Source organism: Nocardioides sp. CER19 (assembly GCF_029846275.1).
In the GTDB taxonomy this organism is placed as follows: Bacteria; Actinomycetota; Actinomycetes; order Propionibacteriales; family Nocardioidaceae; genus Nocardioides.
Genome location: NZ_JARVWS010000003.1, coordinates 738,061 through 760,054, shown reverse-complemented (window position 1 = coordinate 760,054; position 21,994 = coordinate 738,061). Strand labels below are relative to the sequence as shown.

Annotated in this window: 19 protein-coding genes; 8 read left to right on the top strand and 11 right to left on the bottom strand. The window is 72.1% G+C overall.

Annotation, left to right across the window (positions count from 1 at the left end; all coding sequences use genetic code 11):
- Window positions 1–6: 6 nt before the first annotated feature.
- Window positions 7–2,358 carry an arylsulfatase gene (locus tag QDS12_RS19095; RefSeq protein WP_279882052.1) on the bottom strand — a complete coding sequence of 784 codons (2,352 nt, stop codon included), beginning with the start codon at window positions 2,356–2,358 and terminating at the stop codon, window positions 7–9.
- A 184-nt stretch (window positions 2,359–2,542) separates the two neighbouring features.
- Between QDS12_RS19095 and QDS12_RS19090 the strand changes: the two genes are divergently transcribed.
- Window positions 2,543–4,195 carry a SulP family inorganic anion transporter gene (locus QDS12_RS19090; protein ID WP_279882049.1) on the top strand — a complete coding sequence of 551 codons (1,653 nt, stop codon included), beginning with the start codon at window positions 2,543–2,545 and terminating at the stop codon, window positions 4,193–4,195.
- 14 nt (window positions 4,196–4,209) lie between these two features.
- Here the strand turns inward: QDS12_RS19090 and QDS12_RS19085 are convergent, their stop codons facing one another.
- On the bottom strand, window positions 4,210–4,569 hold the full coding sequence (locus tag QDS12_RS19085) for a hypothetical protein (RefSeq protein ID WP_279882047.1): 360 nt from the start codon (window positions 4,567–4,569) through the stop codon (window positions 4,210–4,212).
- A gap of 238 nt (window positions 4,570–4,807) precedes the next feature.
- On the opposite strand from QDS12_RS19085, the gene QDS12_RS19080 reads away from it, so the two are divergent.
- Complete coding sequence (locus QDS12_RS19080; RefSeq protein ID WP_279882046.1) at window positions 4,808–5,212, top strand: hypothetical protein; 405 nt, start codon at window positions 4,808–4,810, stop codon at window positions 5,210–5,212.
- Between the two features lie 77 nt (window positions 5,213–5,289).
- Here QDS12_RS19080 and QDS12_RS19075 read toward each other — a convergent pair whose 3' ends face one another.
- Both QDS12_RS19075 and QDS12_RS19070 read right to left on the bottom strand, forming a co-directional pair.
- Window positions 5,290–6,081, bottom strand: a complete 792-nt coding sequence (locus QDS12_RS19075; RefSeq protein WP_279882045.1) for an LLM class flavin-dependent oxidoreductase — start codon at window positions 6,079–6,081, stop codon at window positions 5,290–5,292.
- A 44-nt stretch (window positions 6,082–6,125) separates the two neighbouring features.
- Window positions 6,126–7,640 (bottom strand): hypothetical protein, encoded by a 1,515-nt coding sequence (locus QDS12_RS19070; RefSeq protein ID WP_279882043.1) that lies wholly within the window; start codon window positions 7,638–7,640, stop codon window positions 6,126–6,128.
- A 221-nt stretch (window positions 7,641–7,861) separates the two neighbouring features.
- Here QDS12_RS19070 and QDS12_RS19065 point away from each other — a divergent pair, with 221 nt between their 5' ends.
- Together QDS12_RS19065 and QDS12_RS19060 are read left to right on the top strand one after the other, a co-directional pair.
- Window positions 7,862–8,773 carry a class III extradiol ring-cleavage dioxygenase gene (locus QDS12_RS19065; RefSeq protein WP_279882040.1) on the top strand — a complete coding sequence of 304 codons (912 nt, stop codon included), beginning with the start codon at window positions 7,862–7,864 and terminating at the stop codon, window positions 8,771–8,773.
- Complete coding sequence (locus tag QDS12_RS19060; protein ID WP_279882037.1) at window positions 8,774–9,292, top strand: MarR family transcriptional regulator; 519 nt, start codon at window positions 8,774–8,776, stop codon at window positions 9,290–9,292. It abuts the gene before it with no gap.
- Here the strand turns inward: QDS12_RS19060 and QDS12_RS19055 are convergent.
- Both QDS12_RS19055 and sigJ read right to left on the bottom strand, forming a co-directional pair.
- Window positions 9,277–11,472, bottom strand: a complete 2,196-nt coding sequence (locus QDS12_RS19055; RefSeq protein ID WP_279882035.1) for an MMPL family transporter — start codon at window positions 11,470–11,472, stop codon at window positions 9,277–9,279. The two genes, QDS12_RS19060 and QDS12_RS19055, sit on opposite strands and share 16 nt — an antisense overlap.
- Window positions 11,473–11,634: 162 nt before the next feature.
- Window positions 11,635–12,576, bottom strand: a complete 942-nt coding sequence (gene sigJ, locus QDS12_RS19050) for an RNA polymerase sigma factor SigJ (RefSeq protein ID WP_279882032.1) — start codon at window positions 12,574–12,576, stop codon at window positions 11,635–11,637.
- Window positions 12,577–12,740: 164 nt separating this feature from the next.
- Here sigJ and QDS12_RS19045 point away from each other — a divergent pair, with 164 nt between their 5' ends.
- Window positions 12,741–13,331, top strand: a complete 591-nt coding sequence (locus QDS12_RS19045) for an NAD(P)H-dependent oxidoreductase (protein WP_279882029.1) — start codon at window positions 12,741–12,743, stop codon at window positions 13,329–13,331.
- A 16-nt stretch (window positions 13,332–13,347) separates the two neighbouring features.
- On the opposite strand, the gene QDS12_RS19040 is transcribed toward QDS12_RS19045, so the two are convergent.
- Complete coding sequence (locus QDS12_RS19040) at window positions 13,348–13,806, bottom strand: hypothetical protein (protein ID WP_279882026.1); 459 nt, start codon at window positions 13,804–13,806, stop codon at window positions 13,348–13,350.
- A gap of 106 nt (window positions 13,807–13,912) precedes the next feature.
- On the opposite strand from QDS12_RS19040, the gene QDS12_RS19035 reads away from it, so the two are divergent.
- The gene (locus QDS12_RS19035) at window positions 13,913–15,070 is read left to right on the top strand and encodes a lysylphosphatidylglycerol synthase transmembrane domain-containing protein (protein WP_279882023.1); all 1,158 of its coding nucleotides are present in this window, start codon (window positions 13,913–13,915) and stop codon (window positions 15,068–15,070) included.
- An 8-nt stretch (window positions 15,071–15,078) separates the two neighbouring features.
- On the opposite strand, the gene QDS12_RS19030 is transcribed toward QDS12_RS19035, so the two are convergent.
- Window positions 15,079–15,366, bottom strand: a complete 288-nt coding sequence (locus tag QDS12_RS19030; protein WP_279882020.1) for a hypothetical protein — start codon at window positions 15,364–15,366, stop codon at window positions 15,079–15,081.
- A gap of 123 nt (window positions 15,367–15,489) precedes the next feature.
- Window positions 15,490–15,657 (bottom strand): hypothetical protein, encoded by a 168-nt coding sequence (locus tag QDS12_RS19025; RefSeq protein WP_279882018.1) that lies wholly within the window; start codon window positions 15,655–15,657, stop codon window positions 15,490–15,492.
- 133 nt (window positions 15,658–15,790) lie between these two features.
- Here QDS12_RS19025 and QDS12_RS19020 point away from each other — a divergent pair, with 133 nt between their 5' ends.
- Window positions 15,791–17,335 (top strand): AMP-binding protein, encoded by a 1,545-nt coding sequence (locus QDS12_RS19020; protein WP_279882016.1) that lies wholly within the window; start codon window positions 15,791–15,793, stop codon window positions 17,333–17,335.
- Here the strand turns inward: QDS12_RS19020 and QDS12_RS19015 are convergent.
- Window positions 17,328–19,109, bottom strand: a complete 1,782-nt coding sequence (locus QDS12_RS19015; RefSeq protein WP_279882014.1) for a hypothetical protein — start codon at window positions 19,107–19,109, stop codon at window positions 17,328–17,330. The two genes, QDS12_RS19020 and QDS12_RS19015, sit on opposite strands and share 8 nt — an antisense overlap.
- 101 nt (window positions 19,110–19,210) lie before the next feature.
- A complete protein-coding gene (locus tag QDS12_RS19010; RefSeq protein ID WP_279882012.1) occupies window positions 19,211–21,037 on the bottom strand; it encodes a hypothetical protein in 1,827 nt (608 codons plus the stop codon).
- A gap of 28 nt (window positions 21,038–21,065) precedes the next feature.
- Here QDS12_RS19010 and QDS12_RS19005 point away from each other — a divergent pair, with 28 nt between their 5' ends.
- The gene (locus tag QDS12_RS19005; RefSeq protein WP_279882009.1) at window positions 21,066–21,887 is read left to right on the top strand and encodes a Nif3-like dinuclear metal center hexameric protein; all 822 of its coding nucleotides are present in this window, start codon (window positions 21,066–21,068) and stop codon (window positions 21,885–21,887) included.
- The last annotated feature ends 107 nt before the right edge of the window (window positions 21,888–21,994 follow it).

Here is a 21,994-nt window from a genome sequence, read left to right as displayed (position 1 = left end):
GATCGGTCAGTCGCGGGCCATCGCCGCGGCGAGGTGGGCCTCGACGTCGACGTAGGCGTCGTCGGCGACGTCGAAGACGACCTTGACGATCTCACCGCCCGTGAACTCGAACCGCGAGCCGGCGTACATGCTGGAGACCGCGTCCCCGCTGTCGTAGCCGATGCACAGCCCCTCGCCGCACAGGGAGAAGTGGCCGAGCACGGTGCGGATCTGCTGCTCGGCGACCATGTGGTCGTCGATCCACAGCTTCAGCGGCCCCACCCCCTCGCGGAACTGCCCCATGCTCTCCTTGGTGAACTCCACACCCAGGATGTGCTTGCCGCTGGTCGGCGCCGGCGCGCTGATCCGGTCCTCCGGAGGGATGCCGAGGAAGTTGTAGGCGTAGGTCAGCGTGCCGTCCTTGATGAACAGGGCATGCCCGCCGAACCGGGAGCCGTGGGCGAAGATGATGCCCTGCGACTGCGGGGTGAGGTCGACCTCGGCGAGCACCTTGTAGGACACGCCGTGCACGTTGGCCGCCGACCGCTCGGGGATCTCGGAGGTGCCCGGGTAGTAGGTGTACTGCCCGCTGGGCGGCACCGGGATGTGGAACTCCATCTTCACGAAGGTCTCGAAGTCCTTCGGGTTGCCGATCACCTGCAGGTCGTTGAGCGGGAGGACGTTGTTGGCCTTCGCCTCCTCCATCCAGAGCGCCTTCAGCTCCTCCAGCCGCTCCGGCTCCTGCTCGGCGAGGTCATGGGCCTCGGACCGGTCGACGGCGGTGTGGAAGAGCTGCCACCGGTCGCTCGGGAAGTCGCCCATCCCGCTCACCGGCCCGTGCTCGGTCACCGCCTTCCAGCCTTCGTGCCAGATTCCGCGGTTCCCGAACATCTCGTAGTACTGCGTCTTCTTCTCGGTCGGGGCGTCGGCCGCGTCGGAGGCGTCGAACGAGTAGCGCATCGAGACGCCGGAGAGGGGAGTCTGCTCGACACCCTCGAACACCTCGGGGAACTCGATGCCACAGGCCTCGTAGATGGTCGGCACGATGTCGGTGCTGTGGTGGTACTGGTGTCGCACCTCACCGCGGGCCTGGATGCCGGCCGGCCAGTGCACGACGAGCGGGTCGCAGACCCCGCCCTGGTAGACGTAGCGCTTGAACATCCGGTACGGCGTCGAGAACGCCGTCGCCCAGCCGGTCGGGTAGTGGTTGTAGGTGTCCGGGCTGCCCAGCTTGTCGACCATCGCGAGGTTCTGCTCGAGGTCGTCGGGGTAGCCGCCGAAGATCTTGCCCTCGTTGACAGATCCGTTGGGGCTGCCCTCGCCGGAGGCGCCGTTGTCGGCGCAGTAGAAGATGATCGTGTTGTCGAGCTGCCCGGACTCCTCGAGGTAGTCGACGATCCGGCCGACCTGTGCGTCGGTGTACTCCGAGAAGCCGGCGTAGACCTCCGCCATCCGGCAGAACATCGCCCGCTCCTTCTCGTTCAGCTCCGCCCACGGCCGCACGTGGTCCGACTGGGAGTAGGTGCCCTCCGTCATCGGGTTGAGCGGGGGCAGCTCGGTGCCCTCCGGCACGATCCCGCGCTCGATCATCCGGGCCAGCACCCACTCGCGATAGGCCTCGTACCCGTCGTCGAAGACGCCCTTGTACTTGTCGATGTACTCCTGCGGCGCGTGGTGCGGCGCATGGTTGGCGCCGGGGCAGAACCACAGGTACCAGGGCTTGTCGGGCTCCGTCTGCTTGCTGTCGCGGATCATCCGGAGCGCCTGGTCGGCCAGGTCCTTCGAGAGGTGGTAGCCCTCCTCGGGCGAGTACGGCTGGTCGATGTAGCGGTTGCCCTCGGCGAGCGAGGGATACCAGTTGTTCGTCTCACCGCCGATGAACCCGTAGAACTGGTCGTAGCCCATCCCGAGCGGCCACCGTTTCTTCGAGGCGCCCATCGTCCACTCGTCGATCGGCACGTTGTGGTTCTTCCCGACCCAGAACGTGGCCCACCCGGCCTCGCGCAGCACCTCCGCCATCGTCGCGTTGGACGGCGGGATGTGCGAGGAGTAGCCGGGGAACCCGGTCGAGGACTCCGAGATCGACGCGAAGCCGTTGAGGTGGTGGTTGCGCCCGGTGAGCAGGGTCGACCGGGTCGGCGAGCACAGCGCCGTGGTGTGCCACTGCGTGTAGGTGAGGCCGTTCGCCGCCAGCCGCTCCATCGTCGGCATCTGGATCCGGCCGCCGTACGGCGACCAGGCGGCCTGGCCCGTGTCGTCGTAGAGCACGACGAGCACGTTCGGCGCCCCCGAGGGGGCCCTCGACGGGAGGAACGCCTCCCAGTCGCCTTGCGAGTCGCGGACGTCGAGCTCGATCTTGCCCTGGAACTCTCGAGCCATCACATTCCTCCACCTAGCCGGCATGGTCGCTGTCCGACGAGGCTGACCAGCCGATCGACGGGTCGCCTCACCCGCGATGGGTGAGCCTGAACGCCGCCGGTGCTTCTTGGCTGGACCGGTGGGGCAGAGGGGGAGCGGGCAGCTGGCACGGCGGGCCGCGAACGCGCCCGGGAGGCTCCGGTCGATGAGACCGCCGACGATGGTCGGCTACCGACGTGAGTGGTGGCGCGGCGACGTGCTGGCCGGCCTGGCCGCCGGCACGGTCGTGATCCCGCAGGCGATGGCCTACGCCACGATCGCCGGCCTCCCGGTGGAGATCGGCCTCTACACGTGCATGCTGCCGATGATCGTCTACGCGCTGCTCGGCGGCAGCCGCGCGCTGAGCGTGTCCACCACCTCCACGATCGCGGTGCTGGTCGCGGCGACCGTCGCGGGGCTGCCCGCCCACGAGCGGGTCGACACCGCGTCGGTGCTGCGCGCGGTCTACACGCTCACGTTCCTTGTCGGGCTCTTCCTGATCGCCATGCGGCTGTTCCGCCTCGGAGCGCTCGTGGAGAACATCTCACCGGCCACGCTCACCGGCGTGCGTCTGGGCGTGGGCCTCACCGTCGCGGCCAGCCAGCTGCCCGCGCTGCTGGGCGTCACCGCGGACGCCGACGCGAGCGGCTTCTTCGCCAAGGTCGGCGACGCCCTGCGCCACCTCGACGATGCGGACCCCCTCACCGTCCTCGTCTCGGCGAGCTGCCTCGTCGTCCTCCTGACGCTGCGCCGGTTCCTTCCTCAGGTCCCCGCGCCGCTGCTGGTCGTGGCCGGGGGCATCCTCCTGGTCGCGACCACGTCGGCGGAGCACCACGGCCTCGCGCTCGTCGACCACGTGCCGACCGGCCTGCCGCACCTGGTCGCCCCGGTCGCCGACGACATCCCCGACCTGCTGGCGGGGGCGCTGGCGATCGCGGTCATGTCGTTCCTCGAGACGGTGCTGGTCGCGCGCACCAACCGACGCTCGGACGAGCCGCCGATCGACACCGACCAGGAGCTGCTCGCCACCGGGATCGCATCCGTCGCCGGCGGCCTGTCCCAGACGATGCCGCCGGCCGGCGGCTTTTCCCAGTCGGCCGTCAACCTGCGCTCGGGCGCGCACACCCAGGTCGCTCAGCTGGTCACGGTCGCGCTGGCCGTCCTGGTCGCCCTGCTGCTGGCGCCCGTGCTCAGCGACCTGCCGCGCGCCGTGCTCGCCGCGATGGTGCTGGTCGCGATCCTCGGTCTCCTCGACCCGCGCGAGCTCCGTCGCTACGCCCGCATCGACCGGGCCGAGCTGTGGGTGGCCGTCGTGGTCGCCCTGCTCGGCCTGACCGGCGGCATGCTCCTGGGCGTGGCCGCCGGCATCGCCCTGACCCTGGTGCTCGTGCTGCGGGCGGTGAACCAGCCGCACGTACGGCCGCTCTACCGCCGCGCCGACGGGCAGGGCTGGACCGACGTACCGCCGGGCGAACATGCCGTGCTCCAGGTCCACGGCGGTGTCTTGCCGCTACGGCTCACCGGGGCGCTCTACACCGGGAACGCACGCGCGACCCAGGACACGGTCCTCGACCTCGTCCGGGCGGCCGCACCTCCGCCGGCGTCGGTGTGGTGCGACGCCACCGCCGTCACCAGGGTCACGGTTCCCTTCCTCGACGCACTTCGCGAGCTCAGCACCCAGCTGGCCGCGTCGGGCATCGGGCTGACGCTCGGGGGTGTGCGGGCGGACGTTCTCGAGGTGCTGCGCCGGGACGAGTGGTGGCGCGCCGAGGAGCGCCACCTGCTCGCGGCGGAACAGCCGACGACGCGGGTCAGGTGACGACGACCCGGACGTCAGGCCTTCGTGGTGCGGGCCGACCGACCAGCGCTCTTCGTGCTCCTCGCCGTCTTCTTGGCGACGCCGGTGGTCTTCTTGACGGCCGCCGCCGACTTCTTCGGGGCCCTCGCGGTCGACTTCTTGGCCGCGCCCGCCGACTTCGTGGCCGCGCCCGCCGACTTCCGGGTGGCCGTCGTGGTGGCCTTCTCGGCGGTCGAGGCCGCGGCTCCGGCGACCTTTCCGGGACCGGGCGGGAACCACACCAGCTTGGTCGCCTTCAGCTTGGCGACGAACGACGTGCCGCGGGCGGCCCACCTCTCGCGGTCGGCGAGGCCGTGCAGGCGGTTCTGGACGTTGAGGCTGCTGTTGAGCTGCATCGTGGTTCTCCCTCCCAGTGTGGCCCTGACCAGCCGGGCCCGAAGGGCCCCGTGCACGCCGGTCATCGGGTCACTTGCTCCCGTTCCCGCTGAGCACTGGACCTATGCTCACCTCGTGCCGGCGCCGACCCCGGCGTACCGCCAGCGGGCGCCTTGGGGGACGCATGTAACGACGGGCGTGGTCGGCGACATGAAGCGCGTGAACCGATCACACGGTCCGATTCGAAGGAGTTACTCCATGAACAACCTGCGCAAGGGCGCTGCTGCCCTCGTCGCCGCGGTCGCACTGAGCACCGGTGGCGTCACGGTGGCGTCCGCCGCCGCGGCACCGCACGCGGCCACGCACGTCCCCTGCTCCGCCCAGCAGGCGCACCTCGACAAGGCCGAGGCCGAGCTCGAGTGGCTCACGGCGAAGTTCGCGGCCCAGAGCGCGAAGGTGAAGAAGGACCGCAAGGCGGTCGCCGCCACCACGGGCTCGGCTCGGGCCCAGGCCAAGAAGGCGCTGGCCGCCGCGAAGGCCAAGAAGGTCAAGATCGCCAAGGCCAAGAAGGCCCAGGTCCGCCGTGTCGCCCACGCCACGGCAGCGCTGAACAAGTGCCAGGCCGCGACCGCTCCGGCCCCCACCGGCACCGCCGGCGCCTGACCGAGCGTCTCGATCGCCCGTCGCTCCTCGGGAGCGGCGGGCGATCGCGCGTTGCGGACAGCCAGGCGCTGGATCGGTCATAGCAGGCCGGGCACGAGCTCGATGAGTGGTCGAGGGTCCGGTGCGTCCTCGGGCGCCTCGAGCACGACCGTGTCCGCGCCGGCGTCGGTCAGCGCCGCGACCTGGTCGGCGACCGTTCGGGCGAGGTCGGGGTCACGCGTCTCCACCGGGGTGTAGGCGACGATGCGGCACTGCCCGGGCAGCCCGGCGGCGGACCGCGCCGCGTCGACGAGCTCCCGCGCCCGGCGTACGTCGTCCAGGGTGCCGCTGCCCTCGAGGACGAGGCCATCGGCCAGCTCGCCCGCGAGCGCGACGGTCTTCGGGCCTCGGCCGGCGACGACCAGCTCCGGGGGCTCGGTGGGCGGCCAGTCGAGCGCGACCCCGTCCAGCCGGACGTAGCGGCCGGCGACGTCGACGTTCCGGCCGGCGAGCAGGTCGCGGACGGCGGTGACGTGCTCGCGCAGCAGCGTCATGGGGGACTCGACGCCCGCTCCGATCTGGCGCATCCAGTCCTGGACGCCGTGCCCGAGCCCGAGCACGAAGCGTCCCGGGAAGAGCCGGGCGACCGTCGCCGCCTCCATCGCGGTCACCGCGGGGTTGCGCATCGGCACCGGGAGCACGCCGATGCCGACCCGCAGCCGGGTCGACCACGCCAGCGCCGCCACCGTGGTGGTCAAGCCTCCTTCGAGGAAGCAGTCCTCCCACAGCCACAGCTCGTGCGTCCCGGCCGCCTCGGCGGCCTCCACGACACCGCGAAGATCCTCCGGTGGCAGCTGCGGCCGGAAGGTGACGCCGATGGTCACGCCCATGCGAGGCATCTTGGCAGAGATCGGCGCGCGGGCGTACCGGCTCACTAGAGCAGACCGCGCAGGACGTAGGTGCCGGCGCGATCGGTGGTGAGCACCGTCCAGCCGGAGCCGTCGGCGGCGAGCGAGGGTCGGTAGGAGTCTTCGACCGCATCACCGGCGTCTCGGGGCAGGCTCGGCGACACCGTGAGGAACCTCGACCAGCGGATGCGGAGCAGCGTCCGGCAGGCGCAGGGGACGCGCACCCGCATCGCCGCCTGGTCCGAGGACTCGAGGACGGCCGGGCCGGCGACGATCGGCGTCGGATGCAGCACCTCGTACAACCGCCAGGAGTCGTGGCGCCAGATCTCGAGCAGGTAGTCCAGGTGTCCCCGTCTGATCAGGCGCGCCTCGGCGGTCGACCCGGCCCCGTCGATCGCGACGTAGCCGACGGCGTTGACCTCCAGCCAGGTGCGGTAACGGCGACTGTCGAGAGGGCCGCGCTCGAGCACGCGGTTCAGCGCGCGGTCCGCCTGGGTCTCCCAACCCCGCGCCAAGGTGGCGTGCCCGAGCAGCGCGGCATAGGCAGCATGCCCGACGTGGACGAGCTCGAGCCGATGGTCGCCGATGTCCGGGAGGGTGTCGACCCGCGCGGCGAGGGCGGAGTAGTACGCGGCATGTGACGACGGCTCGGTGGTGCTCTGCGCCGCCGAGACCGAGGTCAGCCCGCCGAAGCCGAGGATCGGCACCATCATGAGGAGCACGGTGCGGGGGCGGTTCCGGCTCAGCGCGACCGCGGCGGCGGGCAGGCAGAACAGGGCCAGCCGAGTGAAGTTGCCACCGAGTCCGTTCGGCACCAGGAAGACGACCACCGCGGCCAGGGCTGAGACGACCAAGATGACGCGCAGGTGCTGGTGCGGTGGCGCCAGGAACAGCATCAGCGCCAGTGCGGTGCCGACCTCGAGGAGCATGTAGGCCGGGAACGGCTCGGGACCGGGTGCGCCGAACGCGAGCGCGACCCCGAGCAGGGGACCGATCGCGCACGCGATGGTGAGCAGCACCGTCCCTCGGTAGGCCCGCGTCGAGGGGGCGAGCAGCACGCCCGAGAGGGTGAGGCCCAGGAAGGCGCCGGCGACCGGCGACGCCAGCACGCTCACCAGGGCCATCGCTCCGGCGGGGAGCTTCCGACGATCCCGGACGAAGGCCAGGGCCGCGACCGCGAAGGCCGCCCCCACGAGGAACGGCACCCGACCGCACCAGAGGTTGACCACGATGCCGACCGCCGCCATCCACGCCGCCGCGACGGGTCGTTCCGTGCCGCGAAGCAGCAGGTGGGTGGTGCCGCTGATCGCCACCGCCGCGAGGGCCGCCACCAGCTCGGTCCCGAACACCGCGCACAGGAACGGGGTGAGCACCGAGTAGGCGCCCGGGGTCGCACCGCCGAACCAGCTGAACCAGTAGGTGAGACCGACGCCGTCGGACACGGCCGCCGCTCGTGCGCGGGCTGCCCACAGGTCAGGGACGTCGGGGCGCAGAAGCAGGAAGAGGAGGCCGTTGGCCGCGACGAAGACCGGGGGAGCCACCCAGGCTCTCCCTGCTCGGCGCGCGGAGTCGCGGAGCGGCGACGGCACATGGTGACCATAGGCCGGATGACATGACGCGAGCCTGAACAGGTGGCTGCCGGAGGTCGACAGCCGTGCCGATGCCGGGGTCTCCCTCCCGGAAAGAAAGTTGAACATACAACTAGCTAGGCGTACGCTCGGCGATGTTCGTTGAAGCTACAAGTATTCGGGGAGTGTTCGGCATGGGTGATCGCGTGATCGAGCCGGCTGGTCGTACGGCGCTGGCGGACCGGCGCATCCCGGCGGCGCACCCGTTCGCCGCGCACCTGCGGAGGGCCGCCGCCGAGCAGCTGACCTCCCCGCACCGGGCGTGGACACCCGAGGACGGCGCGCTGCCCGCCCTCTACCTCAGCCACGGGGCGCCGATGCTCTTCGAGATGACCGACTGGATGACCGAGCTCCACACCTGGGCCCGGGCGCTGCCTCGCCCCCGTGGCATCGTCATCGTCTCCGCGCACTGGGAGTCGGCTCCGCTCAGCCTCAGCAGCAGCACCCCCGACGAGCTCGTCTACGACTTCGGTGGTTTCGACCCGATGTACTACCTGATGCGCTACGACACCCCGCCGGCCACGGAGCTCGCTCGCGCTGTCACCGCGCTCATGCCGGACAGTGAGCACGTCCACGAGCACGCCAGCAGGGGTCTCGACCACGGCGCGTGGGTCCCGCTCAAGATCATGTATCCCGAGGCCGACATCCCGGTCCTGCAGGTCAGCATGCCCACCCACGACCCCGACCGGCTCATGGCGCTCGGTCGCCGGCTCGCGGCGCTCCGCCGGGACGGCGTCCTCGTCGTCGGTTCGGGCTACATGACCCACGGTCTGCCCTTCATCGACTGGCACGACCCGAGCCACGTGCCGGGCTGGTCGGCCGACTTCGACCTCTGGGCGGCGGAGGCGCTCGGCCGAGGCGACGTCGACGAGCTCGCCGCGTTCCGCGCCCACGCCCCCGGCATGCCCTACGCCCACCCGACGGTGGAGCACTTCACGCCGCTCTTCGTCACGCTCGGCGCGGCCGATGACGCGACGGCCGCTCCACGGACGCGGATCGACGGCTACGCGCTCGGGCTGGCGAAGCGCTCGATCGAGGTCGACTGAGTGGCCGGCGTCGTACCCGACGAAGCACCCGAGGGTGGGTGGCTCGACCGGGAGCAGCTGGCCGTGTGGATGCGGTTCGCCGCCGTGCTCGAGCTGCTGCCCGCCGCCCTCGACGCTCAGCTCCGACGCGACGCCGGGCTCACGCACTTCGACTACTACGTGCTCGCCATGCTCGCCGAGGCCCAGGAGCGGACCCTGCGGATGACCGACCTCGCTCGACGGACGAACGCGACCCCGCCCCGGCTCTCGCACGTCATGAAGCGGCTCGAGGCTCGCGGTCTCGTCCGGCGCATCCCGTGCCCCGAGGACAGGCGCGCGACCGATGCGCAGCTGACCGACGTCGGCTGGGCCCGGCTCGTGGCGGCCGCGCCGGGCCACGTCTCGTTCGTCCGGCATCACGTGATCGACGCGCTCACCCCCGAGCAGCTCACGCAGCTGGCGGCCATCGCGGACGCCGTGCTCCAGCGCGTCGACCCGGAGGGAGCCTTCGCCGAGCTCGGCCGTCATGAAACGGCCTGACCGGCGACCGCGAGCTCCTCATCGGGGTCGAGGTCGTCGTGCTCGCCCTCGACGTCGAGGCGGGGCAGGAGCCGGTCCAGCGCCGCCGGCATCGCCCAGGTCGACCTGCCGAGCAGGAGCATGACCGCCGGCATGATCAGGGTCCGCACGATCAGCGCATCGATGAGGATCGCGCTCGCAAGGCCGAGACCGAAGACCTTGATCGTCCGGTTGTCCCCGAGGATGAACGCGCTGAAGACGCAGACCATGATCGCCGCGGCGGCGGTGATGATGCGTCCGGTCTCGGCGAGCCCGCCGGTGACGGCGGCGCTGTGGTCGTCGGTGCGCCGCCAGATCTCGTGCATCCGCGCGACGAGGAAGACCTCGTAGTCCATCGAGAGCCCGAAGAGGATCGCGAAGACGATCACCGGGATGAACGGCTCGACCGGCGCGGTGGACTCCAGGCCGATCAGACCGCTGCCCCAGCCCTTCTCGAACACCGCCGTCACCACCCCGAAGGCAGCCGCCACCGACAGCAGGTTCATCACGGCGGCGATCAGCGGCACCAGCAGGCTGCGGAAGACGGCGGCGAGGAGCAGGAACGAGAGCGCGATGACGAGCCCGATGAAGGGCACCAGGTGCCGCGAGATCGTGTGCGAGAAGTCGATGTTGACCGCGTTGACCCCACCGATGAGGACGTGCGGGTCGCCCGCGGCCGTGGCCCCGGGTACGACGTCGTGGCGCAGGTCCTGGACCAGGTCGGTGGTGGCCTGGTCCTGGGGCGCGGTGCTCGGGATGAGCTGGGCGACCTGGACGGCGTCCGAGCCGGCGCCGACGGTGGCGGCCGGGCCGACCTCGGCGACCCCCGGCGTCGCCGCCAGGTCCCCGAGCACCGACCGGAACCGAGCGACCGCGCTCGGGTCCGCACGGTCGGCGACCACGACCAGGGGACCGTTGAACCCGGGTCCGAAGCCCTCCGCGAGCAGGTCGAACGCGTGCCGGCTCGTGGTCGAGGTCGGCTCGTTGCCGGCGTCGGGGAAGCCCAGGCGGAGGGAGAGGAACGGCACCGCCAGCAACACGATGGCCACGAGGCCGACGCCTGCGTGGAGCGACGGCCGGCGTCGCAGCCCCGTCGCCCATGCGCCCCAGAGCCCGGTCTTCGCAAGGTCGAGATCGCCGGCGGCGACCCGGCGGCGGGTACGCCGGCTCAGCACGTGTGTCCCGAACAGGCCGAGCAGAGCCGGCTGCAGCGTCAGCGCCGCGACGACCGTGATGACGACGGCGATGCTGGCGCCGATCGCCACGCCGTCGAAGACGGTCAGCCCGATCGCGAACATGCCGAGCAGCGCGATGCAGACCGTGATGCCGGCGAACAGCACCGCGCGTCCGGAGGTGTCGACGGCCGTCACGGTCGCTCGCTCCGGACTGTCGCCGCGCAGCAGCGAGGAGCGGTAGCGGCTCACGATGAACATCGCGTAGTCGACCCCCACCCCGAGCCCGATGAGACTGGCCAGCTGCGTGGTGAAGGTCGGCATCGCCAGCGCGTTGGACAGGATGTCGATGACGCCGAGGCTGATCCCGACCGACACGACCGCCGTCACGAGGGGCAGCCCCATCGCCACCAGCGACCCGAAGGCGAGGAAGAGCACGACCGCCGCCGCGAGGAGACCGAAGCCGACCCCGCCGAGGCTCGGCGCCTCCTGCTGGGAGATGGCCTCGCCGCCGAGCTCGATCCGCAGCCCGTCGCCCTGGTGCGCCCGGGCCGTGTCGATGACATGGTCGACGGCGTCGCTCGGGAGGTCCTCCGCGAGCTCGTCGAAGTGGAGCGTGGCGAAGCCGATCCGGCCGTCTGGCGCGATCTGGTCCCGGGCGTCGGCGGCGAACGGCGACGTCACCGACACGACGTGGGGCAGGTCGGCGACGGCGGCCAGCGTCCGCTCCACGCGGGCCCGCTCGACGGGGTCCGAGAGGGTGCCGGACCTCGTCGCGAAGACGATCCGCGAGGTGTCGCCGCCGGCGGCGGGGGAGGCGGCCTCGAGCAGCTGCTGCACGCGGGTGCTGTCGGTGCCGGGCGGCTGGGACTTGTCGGTGTAGTCGGTGCCGGTGGCCGCGCCGACGGCGCGGACGCCGATCAGCGCGACCAGCCAGAGGGCGAGGACGATCCACCGGTGGTGGAACGACCAGCGGGCGAGGGTCTTCATCGGGCGTATCCCTTCGTGGGCGGGTGGCCACGCCAGCCTTCCGGCGCCGCGCAGCCGGGACATCTGCCCACGGGAGTGACTTGGGGCTACGCCGGGAGCGGGCACCCTCACAGCGGCGTACTGCCGCGGGCGTAGGCGCCGGCTACCGCTGGAGTACGACGCCTACCCGAGCTCGAGGCCGGCCCAGGCCCGGAGCTTGTCGGGGTTGCGGACCACCCAGATCCGGTCGATCCGGTCGTCGCGGAACTCAAAGGAGTAGACCGCCAGGAGCTCGGTCCCCAGGACGGCCACCAACCCGGGCTGGCCGTTGACGGTGCGCTCGCGGAGGTCCAGCGACCCGGCTCGGACGGCCAGCTCGGCGAGGTAGCCCGCCACCTGGCGGCCACCCTCGATCGGGACCGGCGAGGCGCTCGCCCGCCCGCCCCCGTCCGCGACGGCGGCCGCCTCCGGGTCGAGCAGTCGCACGAGGGCGGCGACGTCCGCGTCCTGCCAGGCCTGCTTGAACTCGCGCACCAGCGCGGTGCGCCGCTGCTCCGGGACGGCGCGGTGCCGCTCCTGCTCGAGCCTGCGACGGGCCGAGGAGGCCAGCTGCCGGCACGCGCCGGGCGAGCGCCCGACCATCTCCGCGACCTCGGTGAAGGAGTAGCGGAACACGTCGTGGAGCAGGAAGCAGACCCGCTCGGCGGGCGTCATCGCCTCGAGCACGACGAGGAACGCCATGTCGACCGACTCGTCGAGCGTGATCCGGTCGGCCGGGTCGACCGGCGCGTCAGCTGTCACGTGACCGGGCCACTCCGTGCGGTCCGGCACCGGCTCGGGCAGCCACTCGCCGACGTAGCGCTCGCGTCGTACGCGCGCCGAGCCCAGCATGTCGAGGCAGATCCTGCTGGTGACGGTGGTGAGCCACGCGCCGGGCGAGACGATGGCCGAGCGCGACCCCGGGGCGAGGGCGAACCAGCGCGCGTAGGCCTCCTGCACGGCGTCCTCGGCCTCGGTGAGAGAGCCGAGCAGCCGGTAGGCCAGGTTGGTCAGCGCGCCGCGCTCGGCGAGGACGTCGTCGAGGCGCGCGCCCGGCTCCCAGGGCTGGCCGCCGTGCTGGCTCATGGGTGCTCCCTGTTTCTCGGTGGATCCGGCTCCACCCCTACGACGACGCAGCGACGCGAGATGTCACGAACGGCTGACATCTCGGGCGGCTCCGTCGTCGTCCTGTGTGGGCCCGCGAGGCACGAACCTCCACGACCCTCCCACCGACACGACCAGGAGACACCATGACCACGATCGGCATCATTCTCGTCAGCACCCGCCCCGGCCGCCGGGGCGAGCCCGTCGCCACCTGGGTCCACGACATCGCGTCGCGACGCTCGGACGCGGTCTTCGAGCTCGTCGACCTGCGCGACCAGGCACTCCCGCATCTCGACGAGCCGATGCCCGCGATGACCGGCAGCTACCAGCGGCCGCACACCCGGACGTGGTCGAGCACGATCGCCGCCTACGACGGGTTCGTGTTCGTGACGCCGGAGTACAACCAGGGCATGCCGGGGATGCTGAAGACCGCCCTGGACTTCCTCTTCGCCGAGTGGCGCGGCAAGGCAGCCGCGATCGTCTCCTACGGGGTCGCGGGCGGCGCGGTCTCGGCCGGCCAGCTGCGCCAGCTGTGCGGCGTCCTGGGCATCGCCGACGTCCCGACCGGTGTGAACCTGACCCTCGCCGACGACTTCACCGACTACACGGCGTTCACTCCCCGCCAGCCTGCCGGCGTCCTCCTGGCGAAGGCGCTCGACGAGGTCGTCGCCTGGAGCAACGCGCTGGCGCCGCTCCGCGAGGCCCCGGCCGAGGACCGCGAGGCGGCCAGCGCCTGACCGGCGACCGCTCGGGTCAGGCCCGGACCGCCGGTCGCTCAGCGGTCGCGGACTGGATCGCGTCGCGCAGCGTCTCGACGACCTGCGCGTGCCCGGCCCGGGCGTCGGCCTCGCTGGCGTAGCGCATCGTGTCGGGCGTGAGTCCGAAGACCCCGGGGTCGGGGGCCCTGTTCTCGAGCCGCTCGACCATCGTCCGGTAGACGGCCGGTGCGCGTCGGCTGCCCGGCTGCCGCGGGGCGGGCACGCTGCCGCTGTCGATGCCGAACCACAGCGTGGAGACCCAGTAGGGGCCGACGCGCTCGCTCGCGACGTGCTCGCACCCGGGATTGTCCAGGTGCAGCTGGACATAGGTGGCGAAGTCGATCAGACGCCCACGCTGGTCGTAGAGGCGCGGCATCAGGTCGGCACGTCTCGCGGCGTCAGCAGGTGCACTCGTGGGCGCAGCCGGGGTACCCGAGTTCTCCCCATCGGTCATGGGGTCAGGGTCCCTCACGGTGGTCCATCGGAACAACATCGGCGTGGAGCCACCGAGTCACAGCCATCAGTTCACGTGCGTTTGCTTCCGCTCGCCTGGACCTACCATGGACCTCGCCGGCAGCGCCGGGGCGACCCGCCGTGCGACGATGGCCGCTGTGGACGACCACACCGTCCCGGAGTCGATCGGCGACCGCCTCGAGCGTGCGATGGAACGCCACGCCGACACGGCGGGCGAGATCGAGCGCGGCGAGCAGGAGAAGCCGCGGTCCCTGGTCCGGAACCTGGTGTGGCTCGCCGTCACGCTGGTGTCGCTCTACCTGGTGTTCCCCAGTCTTGTCGCCACGTTCTCGTCGTGGCGCCAGATCACCCGCTTCAGCGCGACGTCGCTGCTGGCGATGTTCGCCCTCCAGGTCGCCGTCTGCGCCTGCCTCTGGGACCTGCAGCGCGTCGCACTCCGCCGGGTCAGGTGGAGGCCGGTCATCGCCGCCCAGCTCGCGTCCAACGCACTGTCGAACATCGCCCCGGGCGGCGGGCCGGTCGGAGCCGCCCTGCAGTACCGGATCTTCGTCGCCGCCGGTCTGGAACGACGGGCGACCGTGCGCGCTCTCACGGCGGTGAACCTGCTCGTGTTCGCCGTGGTCCTCGGCCTGCCCGTGCTCGCCATCCCCGCCGTGATCGCCGGCAACGTCAACCGCAACCTGCTCGAGGCCGCCGGGACGACCGTCGCCGCCTTCGCGCTCATCGTGGGCGTCGGCGCCCTCCTGCTGAACACCGACCGCCCGCTGCTGTGGATCGGCCGCGTCGCGCAGGGCGCGCGGAACCGGATCCGTCGCCGCGCCACCCCGGTCACCGATCTGCCCCAGCGCCTCCTCGCCGAGCGCGACGAGATCACGACGGTCACGGGACCGCACTGGAAGCGCGCGCTCGCCGCGGCGGTCGGGCGCTGGCTGCTCGACTTCCTGACCCTCGAGGTCGCGCTCGCCGCGATCGGGTCCTACCCGCGGCCCGGTCTGGCCCTCATGGCGTTCTGCGGCGCGAAGGCGCTCGGCAACATCCCGGTCACGCCAGGCGGCCTCGGGTTCGTCGAGGCGGGGATGACGGCGCTCCTCACGCTCGCCGGTGTCAGTCCCGGCGATGCCGTGCTCGCGACGTTCGCCTACCGGCTCTTCAGCTACTGGCTGCCGTTGCCCTTCGGCCTGCTCGGGCTCGCGCTCGCGCCGAAGCGCCTCAGCCCGCCGGAAGCGTCCGCGACGGCGGGGTGACGCGACGGCTACTGCGCCAGACCGACCAGCACGAGGCCGGTGTTGACGACGCTCAGGCCCGTCCCGACCATGCCCATGACCCGGCCCGCCTGGACCCAGCCGCGACGGCCCCACCGGCCCGGCTCGGCGTCGTACTTGCGGAGCAGCCGGTTGCCGAAGTACCACGCGCACCCACCGAAGACGAATGTCCCGCTCAGTCCCACCAACCCGAGAACGAAGATCGTCGACGTGTCCGGGTGTCCCTGGAGGGTGGTGGCGCGTGGCGGCGCCGTGTTCTTGGTCTCGGTGTCGGTCACGGGCGGGAGCGTCGCACGTGGATGACGCTCGTGTCGACGGAATCCTGGATCAGGCGGGGCGCTTCACGACCCGAGCGGTGTCGAGCTCCCGGTCCGCCGCGTCGGGCGGCAGCATCCCCGCCCTCAGCACGCCGCCGTGTCGTCGTCAGCGATGCCGGCGCCGGTGGCGACCAGCAGCCGGGCGGCGGGGCCCGGAGCGACCGCCTCCACGACGCCCTGGCTCACGTCGACGAAGACGGTCGCGAAGGGGCCGGGCGTGCTGAGCAGAGGGGCGAGCTCGGTGGTGCGCATGGCGGAGCGGTGTCCGAGCCTCCGTCCCTGGAACGGGGGTCGGAACCGCGCGGGACGCTGGCAACCGGGCGCCAACGGCGGGACGCTAGGGTCCTTGGCAGTGTGAAGCAGGTCACGTCCTTCGGAGGTCATCGTGTTCGTCCCCTTCAGCGTCAACGACTTCCTCGACCGGGCCGTGCAGGTGTACGGCGACCGGGTCGGCGTCGTCGACGAGCCCGACCAGCCCGCCCCGTCGCTCGGCGACCTGACCTACCGCGAGATGGGCGACCTCGCCCGCCGCCAGGCGGCTCGGCTCGACGAGCTGGGCGTCGGCTTCGGCGAGCGCGTCGCGGTGGTCAGCCACAACAGCGCCCGGCTGCTGACCGCGTTCTTCGGGGTGGCCGGCTACGGGCGGGTGCTGGTGCCGATCAACTTCCGCCTGCGGCCCGACGAGGTGAAGTACATCGTCGGCCACTGCGGCGCCAAGGTGCTCTACGTCGATCCGGAGCTCGACGAGGCGCTCGCCGACGTGACCGCCGAGCACCGGTTCGTCCTCGGTCGGGACGAGGACCTCTACGCGCCGCCCGGCGCCGAGCCGGTCCCGTGGGAGCACGACGAGAACGCGACCGCGACGATCAACTACACGTCCGGGACGACCGCCCGGCCGAAGGGCGTGCAGATCACCCATCGCAACATCTGGACCAACGCGATCACGTTCGCGCTGCACGCCGGGGTGAGCGACCGGGACGTCTACCTCCACACGCTTCCGCAGTTCCACGCCAACGGCTGGGGGATGCCCTTCGCGGCGACCGGGATGGGCGTCAAGCACGTCATCCTCCGCAAGGTCGACGGTGCCGAGATCCTGCGCCGGGTCCGCGACCACGGCGTCACCTACCTGTGCGCCGCTCCGGCGGTCGCCGCGGCTGTGCTCGACGCCGCCCAGGACTGGGCCGAGAACGGGAACGGCGAGATCCCGGGCCGCGACCGGGTGCGGATCATCATGGCCGGCGCGCCGCCGCCGACGAAGACGGTCGTGCGGGTCCAGGAGGAGCTCGGCTGGGAGTTCATCCAGATCTACGGCCTCACCGAGACCTCTCCGCTGCTCACCATCAACCGCACCCGCGCCGAGTGGGACGACCTGGACGCCCACGAGCGGGCCACCCGGCTGACCCGCGCCGGCGCCCCGGCGGTCGGCGTCACCTTGAAGGTAGACCCGGAGGGTGAGGTGCTGGCCCGCTCCAACGTGGTGCTGGAGGGCTATTGGGAGCAGCCGGAGGAGTCCGAGCGGGCACTGAAGGACGGCTGGTTCCACACCGGCGACGGCGGCTCGATCGGCGACGACGGCTACCTGACGATCAGCGACCGCAAGAAGGACGTGATCATCACCGGCGGTGAGAACGTCTCGAGCATCGAGGTCGAGGACGTGCTCTTCTCCCACCCCGCCGTCGCGGAGGTGGCGGTCATCGGGGTGCCGAGCGAGAAGTGGGGCGAGACGATCAAGGCACTCGTGGTCCTCGCGCCGGGGGCGGAGGCGACCGAGGCCGAGCTGATCGCGTGGTGCAAGGAACGCGCCGCCGGCTACAAGGCGCCCACCTCGGTCGAGTTCCGCGCCGAGCTGGCGCGGACGGCGACCGGCAAGCTGCAGAAGTTCAAGCTGCGCGCGCCCTACTGGGAGGGCTACGAGCGGCAGGTCAACTGACCAGCCCCTCGGTCCGCAGCGCGTCCTGGAGCGGGCCCGGCCGCACCCAGGCCCGGTAGGACCTGTCCACGACGCCGGGCAGCGCGACGGCTCCGGGTTGCTTCGCGGCCGGATGCGCGGCACATGCGATGACGATGTCGGCACCGGGGTCGGTCCCCAAGGTCGTCGGCAGCATCATCCACGGGACGCGGATGCGACCGGCGGCCGGTGCCCGCCCCGGGCAGCCCGGGAAGTAGGAGATCGACGTGTCCGGGTGGTCCGCCACGATGTGGCGCAGCGTGCCCACCAGCGGCACGGGCTGGACACGCTTGTCGTGGAAGTCGTCGGTCGCGACGTTGGCGGTCGCCGTCCCGGCCGCGCCGAGGACGAGCACCACCGCCAGCACCACGAGCGCTCGGCGGCGCGCGACCAGGAGTACGGCGACCGGGACCAGGGCGACGAGGCTCGCGATCAGCCAGAAGCGGTTGTCGTTGGTCAGGGTCGGGAGGATGCCCGTCGGGATCGGGTGGTCGGGGAGCGCCCACGAGAAGGCCGAGGAGCCCGGCATGTTGGCCGGGGTGGTCCGGTCGCCGGTCGGCGCCTGCGGGGCGAGCCAGAGGACGGTCGGCACCACGATCGCCAGGTCGACCGCCGCGGCCGCCCACACCTCCCACCGGCGCGCGCCCCGGACGATCGCGGCCAGGGCGACCAGCGTGACGAGGGCGAACAGCGGGTCGGCGTACCGGCCGTAGATCCAGACGTCGAGCCGCACCCGGGTGGTCGGCCACAGCTGGTCGGCCTGCGCCCAGTCCAGGGCGCTGCCGGCGAACAGGGCGCCGACCGCGAGCAGGAGGAACAGCGCCGGGCCGGCGCTGCGCTGCCTCACCTCGCGCAGCACGAGGACGATGACGACGAGCAGGCCGAGGGGAGCGAGACCGAACGTCGAGACGACCTGCTCCCACGACTGGCCGAGCACTGTGCGCGTGAGCAGCCCGACGCGCAGGTGGACGAGAGCGTCGGTGAAGTTGTCGGCCTGGCGGAACCCGCCCGGGCTGACGAGGAGGACGATGCGGAGCGCGAGGGTGCGGGCCGCCCAGGTGAAGAACACCAGCGCGGCGAGCCCGACGAGCCCGACGCGCACGTGCCGGACGGTGAAGAGCACCAGCCACAGGAAGGCGGCGACGACCACGGTGAGCATCCGGGCGTGGGCGAAGTAGGCGAGCGCGACGCCGAGGGAGACCAGCACGACGCGCGCGTACGTCGGCCGCTCGGCGAGCCGTACGGCGGCGAGCGCGGTGAGCGCCACGACGAGGAAGAGCGGCTTCTCGGCGGTGGCGAACTCGGCGTGGACGGTGTGGACGGGCAGGGCCATCACGACGCCCGCCACCGTCACCGCCTGGGCGTTGGTCAGACCCAGCCGCGTGGCGACCCGGGCGAGTGGCCAGATCGAGACGACGGCGAGGAGCACACCCAGCACGAGGACCGCGCGGTAGAAGGCGACCGGGCTGGACGTGAACCACCAGATCGGGGCGGCGAGGATCGCGTTGAGGGGGAAGTAGCCGGCACCTCCGACCTCCGGCGCGTGCAGGCCGACCAGCGCGCGGCTGGGCATGAGGCTGGCGATCTCGTCGTAGTTGAACGACGGGGTGCCGGCGACGATCGAGCTGCGGGCCACCCACACGTGCCCCGCCACGGCGACCAGCACGGCCACCCAGGCGGCGACCCGCCAGCGGAGGTCGCTCGGGGTGGGGTCGGCCCGGGTCGCCGGTACCTCGGCGGAGGTGCTGACTGCCATCGGTGGGGACTCCTGGGGTTGGGTGGTGGCGGACACCGTGACAAGTGTCGACCGTGGAGTCAACAAGTCGCCGCAAACGCCGACGGCGCGTCGGCAAAGGGTCAGCTCGGCGTGGTGAGGAGGCCCTCGTCGCGGAGCTCGTCCTGCAGCGCGCCCGGCATGACCCACGCGTAGATGACGCCGAAGGCCGACTGCTCGAGCAGGACACCGCCCGGAGGCAGGCTGTCGCCCGCGGCGCCGCAGGCGATCGCGATGTCGACGCCCTTCGTCGTGCCCGACACGACGGTGGGGAGCAGCTGCCAGGTGAACCGGTTGCGGCGGCCCCCGGCCTGCCACACCGGCTTCGGGCACGCCTGCTGGTAGCCGACCGTCGTGCCCGGGTGGTCCGCCAGGATCGACCGGAGCTGCCGCACGAGCGGGCTGATCACCTGGTGCGTCTCCTGGTAGCGGCCGTTGGCCTGGTCGGCGAAGACGGTGCCGGCGCCAGCCAGGGAGAGGACCAGTCCCGTGACCAGCGCGGCCGTCAGCGTCGCCGCCCGCTGGACGCGCAGCCGGCCCACGGCGAGCACGGCCAGCGGAACGAGCGCGGTCAGGGTGGCGAGCAGCCAGAACCGGTTGTCGTTGGTCAGGCTCGGCACGCTGCCCGGCACCACGGTGTGCGTGGGTAGCGCCCACCACCAGGCCATCGCCCCGGGGATGTGGGCCGGGGTGATGAAGGCACCGGTCGGCGCCTTCGGCGCGAGCCACAGGAGCGTCGGGACGGCGATCACGAGCGCGACGCACCAGGCCGCCACCAGGGTCAGTCGGCTGACGCCGCGGACGACGGCGCAGAGGGCGAGAAGCACGAGCAGGTCGGCCGCGGGGTCGACGTACCGGCCGTAGATCCAGGCGTCGAGTCGGCGCCAGGTCGTGGCGTAGAGCTGGTCGGCACTTCCCCAGGCGATGACGCTGCCGGCGAAGAGCGCCACGAACGTCAGCACCACGAGACAGGCCACCCCCGGCGACCGGCCGCGCAGCTCGCGCCGCACCAGGACGAGGCCGACCACCACCCCCACGGCGGTCAGGCCGAAGCCGGAGACGAGCTGCTCCCAGGCCTGGCCGAGCCCGGCCCGCAGCAGCATGTCGGCGTTGCCGGCCCGGAGGTTGTCGAACATGTGCTGGCCCTGGTCGAACCCGCTGGGGTCCACGAGGCCGTTGACGTGGAGTGCGACGCGGTGGACGACCCAGGCGAGCGGCAGGAGCGTGACCAGGCCGACGAGCGCGGCCTGCCAGCGCCGGAAGGCGAACAGCAGGAGCCACAGCGCCGCCGCGGCGACGAACACCAGCATGCGGGCGTGGGTGAAGTAGGTCAGCGCCACCAGTACGCCGAACAGGACCGCCCGCACCGCGGTCGGTCGCTCGCCCAGGCGGACCGCCGCGAGCACGGAGAGGGTGAGGAGGAGGAAGAGCGGCTTCTCGGCCAGCGTGTACTCGGCCTGCACCGACCGCGCGGGGATCGCCATCACGACGGCGCCGACGGTCACCGCCTGCGATGTGGTGAGGCCGAACCTGGTGGCGATCCGCGCCAGCGGCCAGATCGTCACCAGGGCGGTCACCACACCGACCGCGGTCGCGACGCGGTAGAACGTGAACGGGTCCGAGGTCAGCCACCACACGGGGGAGACGAGGATGGAGGAGAGCGGGAAGTAGCCCGAGCCGTCGATGTGCGGCGTGGGGATGCCGAGGGCCGCGCGCCCGGCCATGAGCGTGTCGATCTCGTCGTAGCTGAACGTCGGGAAGCCCTTGACGAACGCGGTGTGGGCGACCCAGAGGTGCGTCGCGGTCGCCACCAGCACGGCCACCCAGGCGGCGATCGACCAGGCCCGTCCGTCCGGAGGCGCGTACGCCGGCAGTGGCCGGGCCGGCGGGGTCTCCCTCGTCAGCGTCATCCAGTTCGCTCCTCGTTAGCCTGTGCCCATGCCGACCCTCGCCGACGTCGTGGCGCTCCTGGACGAGTGGTACCCGCCCGCAACCGCCGACGACTGGGATGCCGTCGGGCTGGTGGGCGGCGACCCGGCTGACGAGGTCCACCGCGTGCTGTTCGCCGTGGACCCGGCCCCGGTCATCGCCCAGGAGGCCGCCGACTGGGGCGCCGACCTGCTCGTCGTCCACCATCCACTGTTCCTCAAGGGTGTTCACGGAGTGGCCGCCACGACGCCCAAGGGCAGGACGTTCACGACCCTGACGCGCGCGGGTTGTGCCCTGTTCACGGCGCACACCAACGCCGACCAGGCGGTCGACGGCGTCTCCCAGGCGCTGGCGGACGCGCTCGGGCTCACCGACCAGCGGCCGCTCGTACCGGCGGCGGCCGCCGGGGTCGGCGACGGGGCCGGCGACGGGGTGGGCACCGGCCGGATCGGGGCGATCGCCCCGACCACCCTGCGAGCCTTCGCGGACGCGGTGGCGGCGGCCCTGCCGGCCACCGCGCACGGCGTACGTGTCGCGGGGGACCCGGAGCGGCCGGTCAGCACCGTCGCGCTGTGCGGCGGGGCGGGGGACTTCCTGCTCGACCAGCTCGCGGGCAGCGGCGCCGACGTCTACCTCACCAGCGACCTACGGCACCACCCCGCCACCGAGTTCCTGGAGAAGGACGGGCCCGCCCTCGTCGACGTGGCGCACTGGGCAGCGGAGTGGACCTGGCTTCCGGTGGTCTCGGCGAAGCTCGCCGAGCGACTGGGGAATAGGGTGGAGACCCGCGTCAGCACGACCGTGACCGACCCGTGGACGTTCCGAGCCTGAATCTTCGGACGCCGACCTCACCCAGGAGCCCGCGCTGAAAGCCGACCCCTTCGCCCAACTGAAGCTGCTGGACATCCAGGAGCTCGACTCCCGCGCCGCCCAGCTGC